Source organism: Streptomyces kryoterrae (genome assembly GCF_054072135.1).
Genome location: NZ_CM133358.1, coordinates 4864326 through 4878314 on the forward strand (window position 1 = coordinate 4864326; position 13989 = coordinate 4878314).

Annotated in this window: 14 protein-coding genes; 5 read left to right on the forward strand and 9 right to left on the reverse strand. The window is 69.3% G+C overall.

Annotated features, from left to right (window positions below; genetic code table 11):
• Window positions 1–502: 502 nt before the first annotated feature.
• On the reverse strand, window positions 503–2962 hold the full coding sequence (locus tag ACW4TU_RS21020; RefSeq protein ID WP_457429673.1) for a SpoIIE family protein phosphatase: 2460 nt from the start codon (window positions 2960–2962) through the stop codon (window positions 503–505).
• A gap of 229 nt (window positions 2963–3191) precedes the next feature.
• Between ACW4TU_RS21020 and ACW4TU_RS21025 the strand changes: the two genes are divergently transcribed.
• The 4 genes from ACW4TU_RS21025 to ACW4TU_RS21040 all read left to right on the forward strand — a co-directional run bounded on the left by ACW4TU_RS21025 (window position 3192) and on the right by ACW4TU_RS21040 (window position 5627).
• A complete protein-coding gene (locus ACW4TU_RS21025) occupies window positions 3192–4301 on the forward strand; it encodes a YihY/virulence factor BrkB family protein (RefSeq protein WP_457429675.1) in 1110 nt (369 codons plus the stop codon).
• 179 nt (window positions 4302–4480) lie between these two features.
• The gene (locus tag ACW4TU_RS21030; RefSeq protein ID WP_457429676.1) at window positions 4481–4900 is read left to right on the forward strand and encodes a phage holin family protein; all 420 of its coding nucleotides are present in this window, start codon (window positions 4481–4483) and stop codon (window positions 4898–4900) included.
• Window positions 4897–5364, forward strand: coding sequence for a DUF3618 domain-containing protein (locus ACW4TU_RS21035; RefSeq protein ID WP_457429678.1), 468 nt, complete (start codon window positions 4897–4899; stop codon window positions 5362–5364). Before ACW4TU_RS21030 ends, ACW4TU_RS21035 begins: the two co-directional genes overlap by 4 nt.
• A complete protein-coding gene (locus ACW4TU_RS21040) occupies window positions 5361–5627 on the forward strand; it encodes a DUF4235 domain-containing protein (RefSeq protein WP_457429680.1) in 267 nt (88 codons plus the stop codon). Before ACW4TU_RS21035 ends, ACW4TU_RS21040 begins: the two co-directional genes overlap by 4 nt.
• Window positions 5628–5723: 96 nt before the next feature.
• Here ACW4TU_RS21040 and ACW4TU_RS21045 read toward each other — a convergent pair whose 3' ends face one another.
• Complete coding sequence (locus ACW4TU_RS21045) at window positions 5724–5927, reverse strand: cold-shock protein (RefSeq protein WP_457430226.1); 204 nt, start codon at window positions 5925–5927, stop codon at window positions 5724–5726.
• Between the two features lie 243 nt (window positions 5928–6170).
• The gene (locus ACW4TU_RS21050) at window positions 6171–6509 is read right to left on the reverse strand and encodes a MerR family transcriptional regulator (protein WP_457429682.1); all 339 of its coding nucleotides are present in this window, start codon (window positions 6507–6509) and stop codon (window positions 6171–6173) included.
• A 712-nt stretch (window positions 6510–7221) separates the two neighbouring features.
• Between ACW4TU_RS21050 and ACW4TU_RS21055 the strand changes: the two genes are divergently transcribed.
• Entirely contained in the window at window positions 7222–7581 is a 360-nt protein-coding gene (locus tag ACW4TU_RS21055) for a hypothetical protein (RefSeq protein ID WP_457429684.1), read from the forward strand.
• A gap of 131 nt (window positions 7582–7712) precedes the next feature.
• On the opposite strand, the gene ACW4TU_RS21060 is transcribed toward ACW4TU_RS21055, so the two are convergent.
• From ACW4TU_RS21060 to ACW4TU_RS21085, 6 genes are all read right to left on the reverse strand, one after another.
• Window positions 7713–8024: an SCO5918 family protein gene (locus ACW4TU_RS21060; RefSeq protein WP_457429686.1), complete on the reverse strand. Its 312-nt coding sequence runs from the start codon at window positions 8022–8024 to the stop codon at window positions 7713–7715.
• Between the two features lie 96 nt (window positions 8025–8120).
• Window positions 8121–8450: a CBS domain-containing protein gene (locus ACW4TU_RS21065; RefSeq protein ID WP_457429687.1), complete on the reverse strand. Its 330-nt coding sequence runs from the start codon at window positions 8448–8450 to the stop codon at window positions 8121–8123.
• A 46-nt stretch (window positions 8451–8496) separates the two neighbouring features.
• Window positions 8497–10002 carry a DEAD/DEAH box helicase gene (locus ACW4TU_RS21070; protein WP_457429689.1) on the reverse strand — a complete coding sequence of 502 codons (1506 nt, stop codon included), beginning with the start codon at window positions 10000–10002 and terminating at the stop codon, window positions 8497–8499.
• Window positions 10003–10314: 312 nt separating this feature from the next.
• The gene (locus ACW4TU_RS21075; protein WP_164320284.1) at window positions 10315–10518 is read right to left on the reverse strand and encodes a cold-shock protein; all 204 of its coding nucleotides are present in this window, start codon (window positions 10516–10518) and stop codon (window positions 10315–10317) included.
• Between the two features lie 770 nt (window positions 10519–11288).
• Window positions 11289–12629 (reverse strand): HupE/UreJ family protein, encoded by a 1341-nt coding sequence (locus ACW4TU_RS21080; protein WP_457429691.1) that lies wholly within the window; start codon window positions 12627–12629, stop codon window positions 11289–11291.
• Window positions 12626–13627 carry a DUF3500 domain-containing protein gene (locus tag ACW4TU_RS21085; RefSeq protein ID WP_457429692.1) on the reverse strand — a complete coding sequence of 334 codons (1002 nt, stop codon included), beginning with the start codon at window positions 13625–13627 and terminating at the stop codon, window positions 12626–12628. The genes ACW4TU_RS21080 and ACW4TU_RS21085 overlap by 4 nt, the downstream gene beginning before the upstream one ends.
• Window positions 13628–13989: the final 362 nt, after the last annotated feature.

Here is a 13989-nt window from a genome sequence, read left to right on the forward strand (position 1 = left end):
ATTGACGAACCGGTCGGCAGCTCCGCGTCGTCCGATCCGGCCACAGCGGTAGCCGCGGTGGTGGACCCGATGGGCGCCGGCCCGTCGTCCTGGGCGGGCGCGGCGGCAACGGCGGTGGGCAGCAGCCGTACGAACGCCTCGTCGCCGAGCGACTCCCGGGGCGTGCGGGCGTCGGCGAGCGGCGAGTCCGCCCTGAACACGGCCGGTGTGGGCTCGTGCGGGTGCTCGCAGCGTACGGACTTGACGCAACCGTCGAGCGGCGCCGGGTCCAGGGTGGCGGCGCCCACCAGGTGGTAGGGCACCATCAGGAACTTCTTCCCCGGCAGCCAGTCGTCGTGCTCGCCGACCACCTCTGCCAACTCGGGCGGGTGTGGGAGGTCGGGTGTGCGGGGCCGGGGGTGGTCACGGGGTGCGAGACCGCTTTCAGGATCCCGCCGTACACCAGTTGGAGAAGCGCGACTTCTCCGAACGCGGCAACTCCTGACGTTCAGACCGACCGGCCTCAGCCGTCGAGGCTCTGTTCTGCCCAGATCACCTTGCCGCCCTCGGGGGTGGGTCGGGTGCCCCAGCGCTGGGTCAGCTGGGCGACCAGGAGCAGGCCGCGGCCGCCCTCGTCGTAGGTGCGGGCGCGGCGCATGTGGGGTGCCGTGTTGCTGGCGTCCGAGACCTCGCAGATGAGGCTCCGGTCATGGATGAGGCGCAGCTGGATGGGCGGCTCGGCGTGCCGGATGGCGTTGGTGACCAGTTCGCTGACGACCAGCTCGGTGACGAAGGCGGCGTCCGACAGACCCCAGGACGCCAGTTGGCCGACCGCGTTCTTGCGGGTCTCGGCGACGGCGGCGGGATCGGGGGAGACGTCCCAGGCGGCGACCCTGGCGTCGTCGAGCGCCCGGGTGCGGGCGACGAGCAGGGCCACGTCGTCGGCGGGCCGCCGGGGGAGCGCGGCGGCGAGGATCCCGTCGCACAGGACGTCCAGGGACGCGGCGGGGCGGGCGAGTGCCTGGCAGACGCGGGAGATGCCGTCGTCGATGTCCCCGTCGCGGGATTCGACCAGGCCGTCGGTGTAGAGGGCGAGCAGGCTGCCTTCCGGCAGTTCGATCTCGACCGCCTCGAAGGGAAGTCCGCCCAGGCCCAGTGGAGGCCCCGCCGGCAGGTCGATGAGTTCCACGGTGCCGTCCGGGCTCACCACGATCGGCAGCGGATGCCCGGCCCGGGCGAGCGAGCAACGGCGGGAGGCGGGGTCGTACACGGCGTACAGACAGGTCGCTCCGACGTCTCCGGCGGTCTCGCCGTTCCCGGCGTCGCGCTCGGCGCCTTCCGCCTCGGTGGCCAGGCGGGCCACCAGGTCGTCGAGGTGGGTGAGCAGTTCGTCGGGAGGCAGATCGATGTCGGCGAGGGTACGTACGGCGGTGCGCAGCCGTCCCATGGTCGCGGAGGCGTGGATGCCGTGGCCCACGACATCGCCCACGACCAGCGCCACCCTGGCTCCGGACAGCGGGATCACGTCGAACCAGTCCCCGCCCACCCCGGCCTGAGCACCGGCCGGGAGATAGCGGGACGCGACCTCCATCGCGGACTGCTCGGGCAGCCGCTGCGGCAGCAGGCTGCGCTGGAGGGTGACCGCCGTACCGCGTTCGCGCGTGTAGCGCCGGGCGTTGTCGATGCAGACCGCCGCCCTGGACGCCAGTTCCTCGGCCAGTACGAGATCGTCCTGCTGGAACGGGTCGGGGTGCCGGTGACGGATGAAGACGGCGACGCCCAGGTTGGTTCCGCGTGCCGACAGGGGCACGGTCATCACCGAGTGGACGCCGAAATCGCGGACCCTGGAGGCCCGTACCGGTTTTTGGGCGACCCACTCGGCGATCGCGGGCTCGGTCACCTGGTGCAGCACGGCCCGTCCGGACCTCAGGCTCTCGACGGGTGGGGAGCCGGCCGGATACTCGTCCACCTCGCCCGGCGCGACGGCCGCCTCGGGGACGCCCGGGAGCACGGACTGGTGGGCGATGCGCCGCAGTGCGAGGGAGGTGCCCGCAGGCAACGATCCCGGGAGCTGCTCATGCGTGTCGTCCAGGGACGCCAGCAGGTCGACGCTGACGAAGTCGGCGAGGCCCGGGACCGCCACGTCCGCCAGCTCCTGCGCCGTCCGTGTCACGTCGAGGGTGCTGCCGATGCGTCTGCTGACCTCGGCGATCAGCTGGAGGCGTTTGCGGGCCGCGTGCTGCTCGGTGATGTCGTGTGCCGAGAGGCAGACACCGTGGGTCCGGCCGTCGGCGTCCCGCAGCGGTGCCACGAAGACCGACCAGGCGTGCTCGCGGTTCTCGCCGGCCGTGCGCAGAAAGTTCTCGCGGTATTGCGGCTCACCGGTCTCAAGGGCCCGCATCATGTCCTGCTCGGCCAGCCGGCCGGCCTCGTTGTCGACGATCTCCCCCACGCGCAGTCCGCGCATGTCGGCCTCGGTGAGGGCCACGGACCGCTCCATGTCCTCGTTGGCCCGCCGCAGCCGAAGCCCGGTGTCGTACAGCGCCAGCGCGCAGCACGGGGACTGGGTGAAACTCCAGCTCACCAGGTCCTCGTCGGGCCGCCGGGTCTCCTGTCCGGTCAGCGCGGAGAGCACCAGCCATTCGCCGCTCCCCTGGGGCGGCGTCCTGTGGTGTGCCAGCAGCCTGGCCTCGACGCGGTGACCGTCCCGGTGCCGGAGAGCGAGTCTCCCGTGCCACCTCGGGAGCTGGGCGAAGGGCGGGAGATCCGGTGCCATGGGCTCCTCGGCGAGCAGGGTGACCGCCGGGCGGCCCTGGACCTCCGTCGACGAGTACCCCAGCAGTTGTTCGGCTCCGGCGCCCCACCCCGTCACGATGCCGCGTTCGTCGACGGTGACCCGTGCGGTGAGCGCCTCATCGACGGCCTCGTGGACGACCTCGTGGACGGGACTCGCTCCCCGGTCGTCGACGACACGCCGCTCCATGGTCACTCATCTCACTCTCGTCACCCTGCCCGAAATTATCCTATTACATAGCATTAGCCCGACCGGCGGTAGGCGTCACCTCAGCCCACCGCTCCAGGTACAGCCACCCGGCGCGCACCCGAGGGTCGTCCCGCTCCCAAGCTCCTGACCGGCCGAACGCCGTAGACCGTGGCGCAGTGGACGCTGCCTTCGACGGTTGGAGTGCCGCCCAACCGGATACTCGGGCGGCATGCCACGGATACTGAGACGACACGAACACGACAACGAACACGACAACGGACACGACGGACACGGCGGCTACGACGGACACGACGAGCCCGCCACAGCCGACCGCACGGCCGAGCGGGCGCGGGCGCCCGAGGCCGGCCCCGACGAGCAGGTGGAGCGGCGGGCCCCGGACACCCCGACCGACCTGCCCAGGAGCTCCTGGTGGGCGGTGCTGAAAGGCACCGCGAAGGAGTTCAAGAAGGACGAGCTGGCCGACCGGGCCGCCGCCCTGACCTACTACGGGATCCTGGCCCTCTTCCCGGCCCTCCTCGTACTGATCTCCCTGCTCGGGATCATGGGGCGGTCGACGACCCAGCGCGTGCTGGACAACATCCAGAACCTGGCCCCGGGCGCGGTGCAGGACGTCCTGCGCAACATGGTGCAGCAGATGCAGGGCACCGCCGGGATCGGCTCGGTCCTGGCCATCGTGGGTCTGGTGCTCGCGGTGTGGTCGGCCTCCGGCTATGTCGCCGCGTTCATCAGGAGCGCCAACGCGGTGTACGACATCCCGGAGGGCCGCCCGGTGTGGAAGGTGCTGCCCGTCCGCGTCGGCCTGACGGTGTTCCTGATGATCCTGGCCGTGGTCAGCGCGGTGATCGTCGTGTTCACCGGAGGCCTCGCCGAGAAGGTCGGCGGCGTGCTGGGGCTCGGCGACACGGCGCTCACGGTGTGGTCGATCGCGAAGTGGCCGGTGCTGGTGATCCTGGTCACGATCATGATCGCGATCCTGTACTGGGCGACGCCGAACGCGAAGATCCGCGGCTTCCGCTGGATCACGCCGGGCAGCTTCCTGGCGCTGCTGATCTGGATGGCCGCCTCCGCCGGGTTCGCGGTGTATCTGGCGAACTTCGCCTCGTACAACAAGACGTACGGCACCTTCGCCGGTGTGATCATCTTCCTGGTGTGGCTGTGGATCACGAATCTGGCGATCCTGCTGGGCCTGGAGTGCGACGCGGAACTCGCCCGCCAGCGGGCCGTCGCGGGCGGCCACCCGGCCGACGAGGAGCCCTACGTACAGCCGCGGGACACCCGGAAGTGGGACGCGGAGGACCGCCGCCGCTTCGAGTCCTGAACCGGCCGAGCGGCGTGTGACCCGGAGCGTGATCCGTCGGGGTGACGCGGCGATGCGGGGGTACTCGCACAGCCGACCGATCCGACAAACGCGCAGGGCAGGGTCGTACGAGCGTCGACGAACGCCGAGCGGGCCTGCCGCGCACACCGACGAACGCGACGAAGGACGGGTGAGCACCCATGACAGCAGCGGGCTCCCACCGCACGGACAGCGGAGCGCAGGAACCGGTGGGCGACCTGGTCCAGCGTGCCTCGCAGCAGTTGTCACAGCTGGTCCGCGACGAGATGCGGCTGGCGCAGGCGGAGATGACCGAGAAGGGCCGGCGGTACGGCAAGGGCGGCGGCCTGTTCGGCGGCGCCGGCGTGCTGGGTGTGCTCACGCTGCAGGCACTGGTGGTCACCGTGATCGCCGCGCTGTCGCTCGCCGTGGACGTGTGGGTGGCGGCGCTGATCGTCACCGGCGTCCTGGCCGTGGTGACCGCGGTGATGGCGGTGCTCGGCAGGAAGCAGTTCAGCAAGGCATCCCCGCCGACGCCCGAGCGGACGGTGGACAGCGTCAAGGCCGATGTGGCCGCTATCAAGGAGAGTGCACAGCGATGACCGAGGACAAGTCGCAGCCGGGTGCCGAGGCAACACCGTCCCCCGAGGAACTGCGGATGCGGGTGGAGGCGACCCGCGAGGAGCTCGGCGTGACGGTCGAGGCGCTCGCGGCGAAGGCCGACGTCAAGGCCCGCGCCCAGGAGAAGACGACGGCCGTCAAGCAGCAGGTGGCCGAGAAGACCGCCCAGGTGGGCGCCCAGCTTCGGGACAAGGCGACGTACGCGGCCCACGCGGTGCAGGACAGGACCCCCGAGCCGGTGCGCGCCAAGGCCGCCGCGGCTGGCGGGCAGGTCCACGACAAGGCCGTGCAGGTCGCCGAACTGGCCCGGGACAAGACCCCGGAGCCGGTACGGGAGAAGGCCGGCCAGGGGATGCGGGCGGCGCGCGCCAATCGCGTCCCGCTGCTCGCCGTCGGGGTGATCGTCGCGCTGCTCATGGTCCGCCGGTCGAGGAGGAACCGATGAAGGCCTCGAAGGCCGCCTACAAGCCGGTCGGCATGGCGATGGGCATCGTCGGGGGTCTCCTGGCCGGGGCGGTGTTCAAGCAGGCCTGGAAGCGGCTCGCGCACGAGGACGAGGCGCCTGACGCCACGGACGAGTTCCGCAGCTGGCGCGAGGTGCTCGCGGCGGCGGTCGTACAGGGCGCGATCTTCGCCGGGGTCAAGGCCGCTGTCGACCGCGGCGGCGCCACCGCCATCCGGCGCCTGACGGGCAGCTGGCCGGGCTGAGCCCCGGCTGGACGCGGATTTACACAGACAGACGCAGACAGACGACTGGGCCGCGCGGCGTTCGCCGCGCGGCCCAGTACGTTCAGACGGCAGAGATCAGGCGGTGGAGATGTTCTCCGCCTGGGGGCCCTTCTGGCCCTGGACGACGTCGAACGTCACGGCCTGGCCCTCCTGGAGCTCACGGAAGCCCGAGGAGTTGATCGCGGAGTAGTGCGCGAAGACGTCCGGACCGCCGCCGTCCTGGGCGATGAAGCCGAAGCCCTTCTCCGCGTTGAACCACTTCACAGTTCCAGTTGCCACAGTCATGCCTTCCAGTCGATGAAACGTCTGCCCCTTCGTGGAGCAGACGGAGGTGATCGCCCTGGTCCCTGCGGCACAGCACAGCAAAACGCCCACACCCAAGGCGTGGGCAAGGGGAAATCCGAACCACGACAGCTCGCACAAACGCTACCCGTCCGCACCCGCCTTCACCACAGAAAACGCCGCTCAGTATTCCGGCCATACTCGTGGGTGATGCCCGCCGAGCCGACGGGCACGGTCACTTCAGGTCGTAGTCGACGGATTGGGCGATTTGTCGGAGCGGCGGTACTCGGCGTTGATGCGCTGGGCTTCTTCGAGCTGGTCCTCGAGAATGATGATCCGGCAGGCGGCATCGACGGGGGTGCCGCGGTCGACGAGCTCACGCGCGCGGGCCGCGATGCGCAGTTGGTAGCGGGAGTAGCGGCGGTGTCCGCCTTCGGAGCGCAGCGGTGTGATCAGCCGCGCATCGCCGAGGGCCCGGAGGAAACCGGGAGTGGTACCGAGCATCTCGGCGGCCCGGCCCATGGTGTAGGCGGGGTAGTCGTCGTCGTCAAGACGGCCCAGCGACTCGTCTGCTGTCATCTCACCTCTCTTTTGGAACGCGTCGAGGGGCCTTGGTGCCGTAACGGCACCAAGGCCCCGAAGGAACTGCAAACACCATCTGCCGGCCCTACTGCTGCACCGGCCTACTTTTTCCGCACTGCCGTCCGGTAACGCCGACGGGGGCGCGGGGATCGCGGATTTACGACCGGAGACCACCTCACTATCGATGTCCTGCGGTACCCGGGCTCAGACTTCCGCCCGGGCGATCCTGATGGCGCTCGACTCCTCCGTTCTTTCCCTCTGGACCAACAACCTGTCGAACAGGAACTGCGAACTGCTGGGTACTGCTGGTACCGCTCGTACTACGAACTGCTGGTACTGCTGGATACTGCCACCGCGTCAATCGCGGCCCTGCTCACTGCTCACGGCGGCCCCTGATCACTGCGGGCCACCCGGTCCGGTCGTCAGTCCCGTCGCCGTCCTGCGCAACGCTGGCTTCGGAACTCCACCACCGCACCGTCCTACGTGTACTGCCGCCCGGCAGTTCGTGTCTGCCAGGGCCTCGCTCGATCTCGTCTACGGGAGAAACAATAATGAACCGAGCCACCAATGTCTACTCCGGCGAGCATAGATTTTGGTGAGCTCGCCGATGAGGTAATCCTGCCGGGCCGAGCTGCGGGCAGCGCCCGTTCCGGAGGACGGCACCACCGCCCCAGCCGCCCGGACGTGGTGTTGCATAGAATCCGGTGTCATGCCGAAGCCTGACGACCTGATCGTTGACATCGCCGCCCTTGTGGAATCCGGGCGGAGCAATCAGATGTCCCTGACAGTGGTCACCGGTGGTGCTGTCATCACCGGTCGACTGGCTCCCGAAGCCGTGTGGCGGCAGAGGGTGTCGGAGGTCCTGACGGACTCCGCCCAACTGGGTGACTTCTCCGCCGTCTTCCAAGCCCCCGCCAAGCGGGACGGGCCGCCCACCCATCTGCACTTCCATGTCGCCCGCATCCTGCAGGGCACGGTGGGCATCCCGGAGACGGGCGGGATGTACCGCATCGCCATCGAGGACGTCACCGCCTGGACCGTGGGCGACTTCCGCTACTCGGACCACTGATCCACCGGCCCACGGAACCCACCGACCCGTCGCCGCGCCGGGAACGGCGCGGCACAGCACGCAGTGAGGGCCCTACCGGCGCGTGCCGGTAGGGCCCTCACTGTTTGTCCGGCTCGCGCCGGCCGGGTCTGTCAGACGGCGACCGGGGTACCGAGCAGCGCCGAGGCCCGCTCGAACGGGCTCTCGGTACGCACCTCCGGTTCGGCCACGGGAAGGGTGCCGCAGGTGAAGCCGAGCCGGGTCATGGCCCGCACCACTTCGCCCGCGCTGAAGTCGCGGGGATCCTGACGGGTGACGACCTGGCCGACCTGCTTGACGGGGTAGCGGCGTCGTCCGACGATCACGGTCTCACCGGTGATCGGCTCGGGCTTGATGCCCTTCATCGACTCCAGCACACCGCTCTTGGTCAGGTCGAACGGGAAGCGTGCGATGACACAGCGCATGATGCCTCACAGGGAGAGGGAGAGACGGAAGACAAGGAAACTGAAGCGGGGAGAGGCGAGCGGACGGCGACACGGAGCCGACCACGGTGCAGCGGTTCAGCCTGCGATGGCGAGGACACGCGGGACATCGCCGTGTTCGGCGAAGGGCCCGCCGCCTTCCGTGATGTCGCTCAGGCGGACGCGGTCCGTGTAGTCGCGGCTGTCCCGGACGGCGGCGAGCCGGGCCCGGGTGACCAGACCCACGTACTGGCCGTCCTCGTCCCGCAGGACCAGATGCCCCGCCCCGGCGGCGGCCGAGACGGACAGCGCCACCTCGACGGTCATGTCGTGCCAGACCTGCGGTCCGGTCACGTCCATGGCGTCGGCCGCCGTGCTGTGCACGGGGGCGGCGGTCGCCGGGCGGGGCTGCATCTGGACCAGCGGCAAAGAGTGCCTCCTGCGGAGATGGGACGGCTTCCTGATCAAGAAGGTGCTACGCCGCCGCGGCGACGTTGGGCCGGCGTACGGGCGCGCGGCCGACCGCCGAGGCGGGACGGCGGCGACCCCGTGAGGCGGTGCCGCGCTGCTTGGGGCGCTCGACCACCGGAGCCTTGATGACGACCGGGATGCCCGAGGGGGTCTGGGCACCGGTGATGCGGTGCAGGGCCTCCTCGCCGGCGCGGACCTGGGTGGTCTGCGGGACGATGCCGGCCGCCGCCATGAGACGGGTCATTTCGCGGCGCTGGTTCGGGGTGACCAGGGTGACGACACTGCCGGACTCACCGGCACGGGCGGTCCTGCCGCCGCGGTGGAGGTAGTCCTTGTGGTCGGTCGGCGGGTCGACGTTGACGACGAGGTCGAGGTTGTCGACGTGGATGCCGCGCGCCGCGACGTTGGTCGCCACCAGCACGTTGACGTGCCCGCTCTTGAACTGCGTCAGCGTGCGGGTGCGCTGCGGCTGCGACTTCCCGCCGTGCAGCGCGGCGGCACGTACCCCGCTGTTCAGGAGCTGCTCGGTGAGGCGGTCGACGGCGTGCTTGGTGTCGAGGAACATGATCACGCGGCCGTCGCGGGCCGCGATCTCGACGGTGGCCGAGTGCTTGTCGGCGCCGTGGACCTGCAGCACGTGGTGCTCCATCGTGGTGACCGCGCCGGCCGAGGGGTCGACGGAGTGCACGACCGGGTCGCTGAGGTAGCGGCGCACCAGCAGGTCGACGTTGCGGTCGAGGGTCGCGGAGAACAGCATCCGCTGGCCCTCGGGGCGGACCTGGTCGAGCAGCGCGGTGACCTGCGGCATGAAGCCCATGTCGGCCATCTGGTCGGCCTCGTCGAGGACGGTGATGGAGACCTGGTCCAGCCGGCAGTCGCCGCGGTCGATGAGGTCCTTGAGGCGTCCCGGGGTGGCGACGACGATCTCGGCTCCGCCGCGCAACGCGCTGGCCTGCCTGCCGATCGGCATCCCGCCCACCACCGTGGCGAGCCGCAGCCGCACGGCGCGGGCATACGGGGTGAGCGCGTCGGTGACCTGCTGCGCGAGCTCACGCGTCGGTACGAGGATCAGACCCAGCGGCTGCCTGGCCTCGGCGCGCCGCCCGACCGTACGGGCCAGCAGCGCCAGCCCGAAGGCGAGGGTCTTGCCGGAGCCGGTGCGCCCGCGGCCCAGTACGTCCCGGCCGGCGAGGGAGTTCGGCAGGGTCGCGGCCTGGATCGGGAAGGGCACGGTCACGCCCTGGGTGCCGAGCGCGGTCAGCAACTCCTTGGGCATCTCGAGATCGGCGAAGGCCTCCACGGCGGGAAGCGCGGGGGTGATCGTCTCGGGGAGAGCGAACTCACCCTGGACCGCGGCGGATCGGCGGCCGTAACCGCCGCCACCACCGGAACGCCCCTGCCCACCGGACCGGCCGGCGGTCGACGAACCGGATCGGCCGCCACTCCGTCCGGCAGCGGCGCCGCCGTTACGGGTGCGGGAGAAGCGGTCGTTCGTACGTGTGCGGTTCATGCGGAACCTTCCTCGATGCGGCTCACATCTAGGAATTTCCGCAGCGAAGAGCGGCGCGGAGAATTGCAAGAATGGGCCGAAAGAATGCGAAAGCGAATCTGGCCGACAGCGAATTCACGCGGGCTCAGATGCTGAATTGGGTGACTCGATACGGAGCGAGGTCCGGGGCGTTCGATATGCCCGCAGACCCCTCGAAGTCGTCGGAGTCGTCGTCTCACAGGTGAAGCAGGTGAGACCACTGCGAAAAAATGCATGCAGCTGGGGCCCGTACCCCGAGGGATGCGGGCCCCAGCTGCACAGTACGCGTCAGCGTCAGACAAGAACGATGTTCTCGGCCGTCGGGCCCTTCTGGCCCTGCGCGATGTCAAAGTTGACCTTCTGGCCTTCGAGCAGCTCGCGGAAGCCCTGGGCGGAGATGTTCGAGTAGTGGGCGAACACGTCAGGGCCGCCACCATCCTGCTCGATGAATCCGAAACCCTTTTCCGCGTTGAACCACTTCACGGTACCAGCAGCCATGTCAAATCTCCTTCAGGGGCAGTGATTACGGGTCCGCACATCACAGACTCCGTGTCGCCGCGATGATTAACCCATCCGGAAATGACCGGCATTAAAACTTCGGGAACCACGACTGCAACTTAGATCGACAGTAGCACACGGCGACGGCCGACGAGCGTTGAATAACTCTCAGCTATTTATTGCGGCAAATAACCTGCCCGTGCGTTCCGTCAATATCTCAGCTTGCGGATACAGATATTGGGGAGTATCCAGCGGAGGGCCTGTCCCGCGGCGCGCACCGCGGCCGACGGTCGCACGGTCGCACGGGGCGTCGGCGGAACCGGCGCCGGACCAGCGGAACAGCTTTCCACCTGCGGCTCTTCAAGCGGAACCGGCGCGGCGGACATCGAGTCCGTACCACGGGGGTGCTCTCAGGGTGACGGCCTCGCGTCCACAGCCCGCACAGCACCGCTTCTCACCGCTTCTCACCGCGGCGACGCTCGCCTCGATCTCCCTCAGGACCGCGTCCGCCCCGGAGTGGTCCCCGCTTCTCTCGAAGCCGGCGCGGTGACTCTTTGAGGCGCCGGGTCAACAGGACGAGCAGGATGTCCAGCGAGCCCCAGCGGCAGACCGTCCGCCACGACCAGTCGTTGAGCGGTACGACCGCGCTGGCGCCGAGGCTGGTGACGGGCGTGCAGATAGCGATGGGCTGGTACGTGGATCACCGCCACGAGGGAGGAGATACGAAGGACAGCGCCGTCCCCACCGGAGCCTGTCCAGCCCGTCGTCCTTCAGGTCCTGGCCGTGCGCAGGTCGGGTACGGACCAGCTGGCCGCCGCTACGGCCGCGAGGGCTCCGGCGACGAGGAACGGATGCGCGATGAGCGCGTCGGAGACGTGGTTGAGCGGGTTGTTGGGGAGCAGGGTGGTGCGTTCGGCGAGCCATGCCGCGGCCAGGACGATGCCGATGGCCGCGACGGTGAGGCGTGCCGCCGGGTAGATCCGGGTTCGGCTGAGGACCAGCAGTGAGGGCATGAGCAGAGCGACGACCATGAGTTGGGTCAGTTCGATGCCGAGGTTGAAGCCGAGCAGGGTGGTGACCAGGGATCCGCGGCCGAGGTCGAGGCTGCCCAGCAGTGCGGCGAAGGCGAGGCCGTGCATGAGCCCGAATCCGGCGGCGATCCACGCCTCGCCGCCGGGGACGAGGGGCCGGATGGCGTGTATGCCGGAGACCAGGATGGACAGGGCGATCAGGCTTTCCACCACGCGTGTGGGAGCGCTGATGTAGCCGAGGGCGGCCAGGGCGAGAGTGATGGAGTGCCCGACGGCGAAGGCGGTGACGACGTGCACGACGCGCCAGGAGTTACGGCGCAGGTCGTCGGCGCGGACCCATCGGCCGCGGCGGGCGAGGAGCGGTGCGGGGAGGAGGAGCATGACGAGAAACAGCAGGTGGTCGGCGCCCGAGGCGATGTGCCGGATGCCCAGACCTACGGCGGCGGCGAAACCGTGCTCGGTGGATGCGCCCGAGGCCGGAATCGCGAGGGTGTGCTGCTGCCAGTCGAGCACACCCACGGTGGTGTAGCTGTCGGAGCCGTCCGGGCGCAGCGAGACGAGGATCTGGTGGGACAGCAGGTGGTGCACGATCACGTCGTAGGTGAGCCGGAAGTCGTGGACCGTGCCGGTCGGCGGCCGTAGGACCAGGTCGAAGACCAGGTGGTCGACGCCGTCGATCTTCTCGATCCGGCCGCCGCTGACGGTGGTGGTCCAGCGTGTGCCGTCGGGGTCGGCGGCGGAGGTGTGGCCGAGCACGTAGCGGCGGAGCTCTTCGAGCTTGGCCGGTTGGACGACGGTCTTCGCGGTCAGGGGCTGGTCGAGGGCGATGGCGAGCCGGTCGATGGGCAGTTCCACCTTGCCGTTCACCCGGTCCGGTGCCGTGTCGAGCAGGATCGCGGTGGTGCTGAGCGGATGGGCGTCCGCGCGCGTCGGCATCACGAGGGTCAGCGTGGCCGCCAGGGCAGCGAGACACGCGAGCAGCGTCCCGGCGCGGGCCGCCCACCTGCCGAGCCCCCCGCGCCGGGAGCGCTGCCCTGCGCCGGCCGCCGCCCGGGGAGGCGGGATGACGTGCGTGGTCACTTCGGCTTGCTGCTGCCGTAGTCGTTGGTCTTGTCCCGGTACACCGAGTGGTAGTGGATGTCGGGCGTGCTCTGGCTGCGGGTGTTGATGAACTCGATCCACACGCTGGGCCCGTCGATGCGGAGGTAGCTGTTCTCGTCGGTCGGGCCGACGTTGTTGGACCAGCCGATACGGGTCTTGTCCAACTCGGACTCGTACTTGGCCAGCAGCTTGGCGGCGGCCGTGGCGTTGAGGTCGCCCACGTACGTCTCGATCGCCGTGGTCACCAGCTTCTTCTGGGCGGCGGTCAGTTTCGACACCAACAACCCCTCGGAGGTGGGGAAGGTCCCCGAGTCCTTGCCGGGTCCCATGACGAGGTCGTCGAACGTCCCGGAGGTGATCTCCGCGGCCTTCTTCTGCTCGGCGTCGAGCCCCGCCAGCATGGCGAACATGGCTGTCGACTCGGCCTTGACCGGCTCGACCGTGGTGCCGCCGGACTTGAACGACGTCGGCTCGGAGCCGACGAACTGCGGGGTCTGGCTGACCTTGTCGCCGTTGTAGGTGAGGTTGCGGGCCAGGTGATGGCCGCCGAACTGGACCATGAACGGCTGCGTCGTCGACGGTGTCCCGTACACGGCGAAGTAGTAGTCCTTGAGGGCGCCGAACCCGTCCGCTCCCTGACCGCCGAGCCTGTTCAGCTCGTCGTCGGACTTCCGGATGTCGGCGTCCTCCTGCGCACCGCTGGAGCTCAGTGCCACCTGGAGCACCGCGTCGGCGGCCTTCTGCTGCGCGGTGGTGAGGGCGGACATCTCGATGCCCTCGCGGGGCACGGTGGTCGCGGGGAAGTTCGACCAGGTCTGCCGCGACTTGCTGTCCGAGAAGTCGTACTCGACCTTGTCGCGCTTGTCGTCGTCCAGCGAGGCCAGGAACGCCTTCACCGCCTTGACGACCGCCGCGGTGTTGGCGCCGCCCGGGCTTGCCCCGTCGGTGTTGAGGTTGACCTCCGTGACCTGCTGCATACCCATACCCCCCGGGCCCCCCTGGCTGTTGCTCTGCTGGGTCGAAGGGCTCGACGACGTGGAATCACCTGAACCGCAGCCGCTGACGACGAGGGCCGCCGACAGAACAGCGCCGGTTGTGAGAGCAAGGTTCTTTCGCATGGTGGGAAGAAATCTCCTCTGGTTCGCGGGAGGGACGGGGAGGTGAATTTGGTCTTTTCTGTCTACCACGAAGCATTCGCGATCCATGCTCTCAAACTCCTCTCAATTCCCTGTGAAATGGACCTCGCGCTGGAAACAGTGACCCTACGTACCACACTTATGACCGAGTGGTCTATTTCTCGGTGGCGCTAGGAGTGCTCAGAGCGACCGCAGGTGTGGCC

What these genes read in the sequence shown, in the direction of transcription:
- ACW4TU_RS21035 (WP_457429678.1), top strand. Translation starts at nt 4,897, where the DNA reads ATGACCGAGGACAAGTCGCAGCCGGGTGCCGAGGCAACACCGTCCCCC.
- ACW4TU_RS21020 (WP_457429673.1), bottom strand. Translation starts at nt 2,962, where the DNA reads ATGGAGCGGCGTGTCGTCGACGACCGGGGAGCGAGTCCCGTCCACGAG.
- ACW4TU_RS21030 (WP_457429676.1), top strand. Translation starts at nt 4,481, where the DNA reads ATGACAGCAGCGGGCTCCCACCGCACGGACAGCGGAGCGCAGGAACCG.
- ACW4TU_RS21075 (WP_164320284.1), bottom strand. Translation starts at nt 10,518, where the DNA reads ATGGCTGCTGGTACCGTGAAGTGGTTCAACGCGGAAAAGGGTTTCGGA.
- ACW4TU_RS21085 (WP_457429692.1), bottom strand. Translation starts at nt 13,627, where the DNA reads ATGCAGCAGGTCACGGAGGTCAACCTCAACACCGACGGGGCAAGCCCG.
- ACW4TU_RS21040 (WP_457429680.1), top strand. Translation starts at nt 5,361, where the DNA reads ATGAAGGCCTCGAAGGCCGCCTACAAGCCGGTCGGCATGGCGATGGGC.
- ACW4TU_RS21060 (WP_457429686.1), bottom strand. Translation starts at nt 8,024, where the DNA reads ATGCGCTGTGTCATCGCACGCTTCCCGTTCGACCTGACCAAGAGCGGT.
- ACW4TU_RS21055 (WP_457429684.1), top strand. Translation starts at nt 7,222, where the DNA reads ATGCCGAAGCCTGACGACCTGATCGTTGACATCGCCGCCCTTGTGGAA.
- ACW4TU_RS21025 (WP_457429675.1), top strand. Translation starts at nt 3,192, where the DNA reads ATGCCACGGATACTGAGACGACACGAACACGACAACGAACACGACAAC.
- ACW4TU_RS21070 (WP_457429689.1), bottom strand. Translation starts at nt 10,002, where the DNA reads ATGAACCGCACACGTACGAACGACCGCTTCTCCCGCACCCGTAACGGC.
- ACW4TU_RS21050 (WP_457429682.1), bottom strand. Translation starts at nt 6,509, where the DNA reads ATGACAGCAGACGAGTCGCTGGGCCGTCTTGACGACGACGACTACCCC.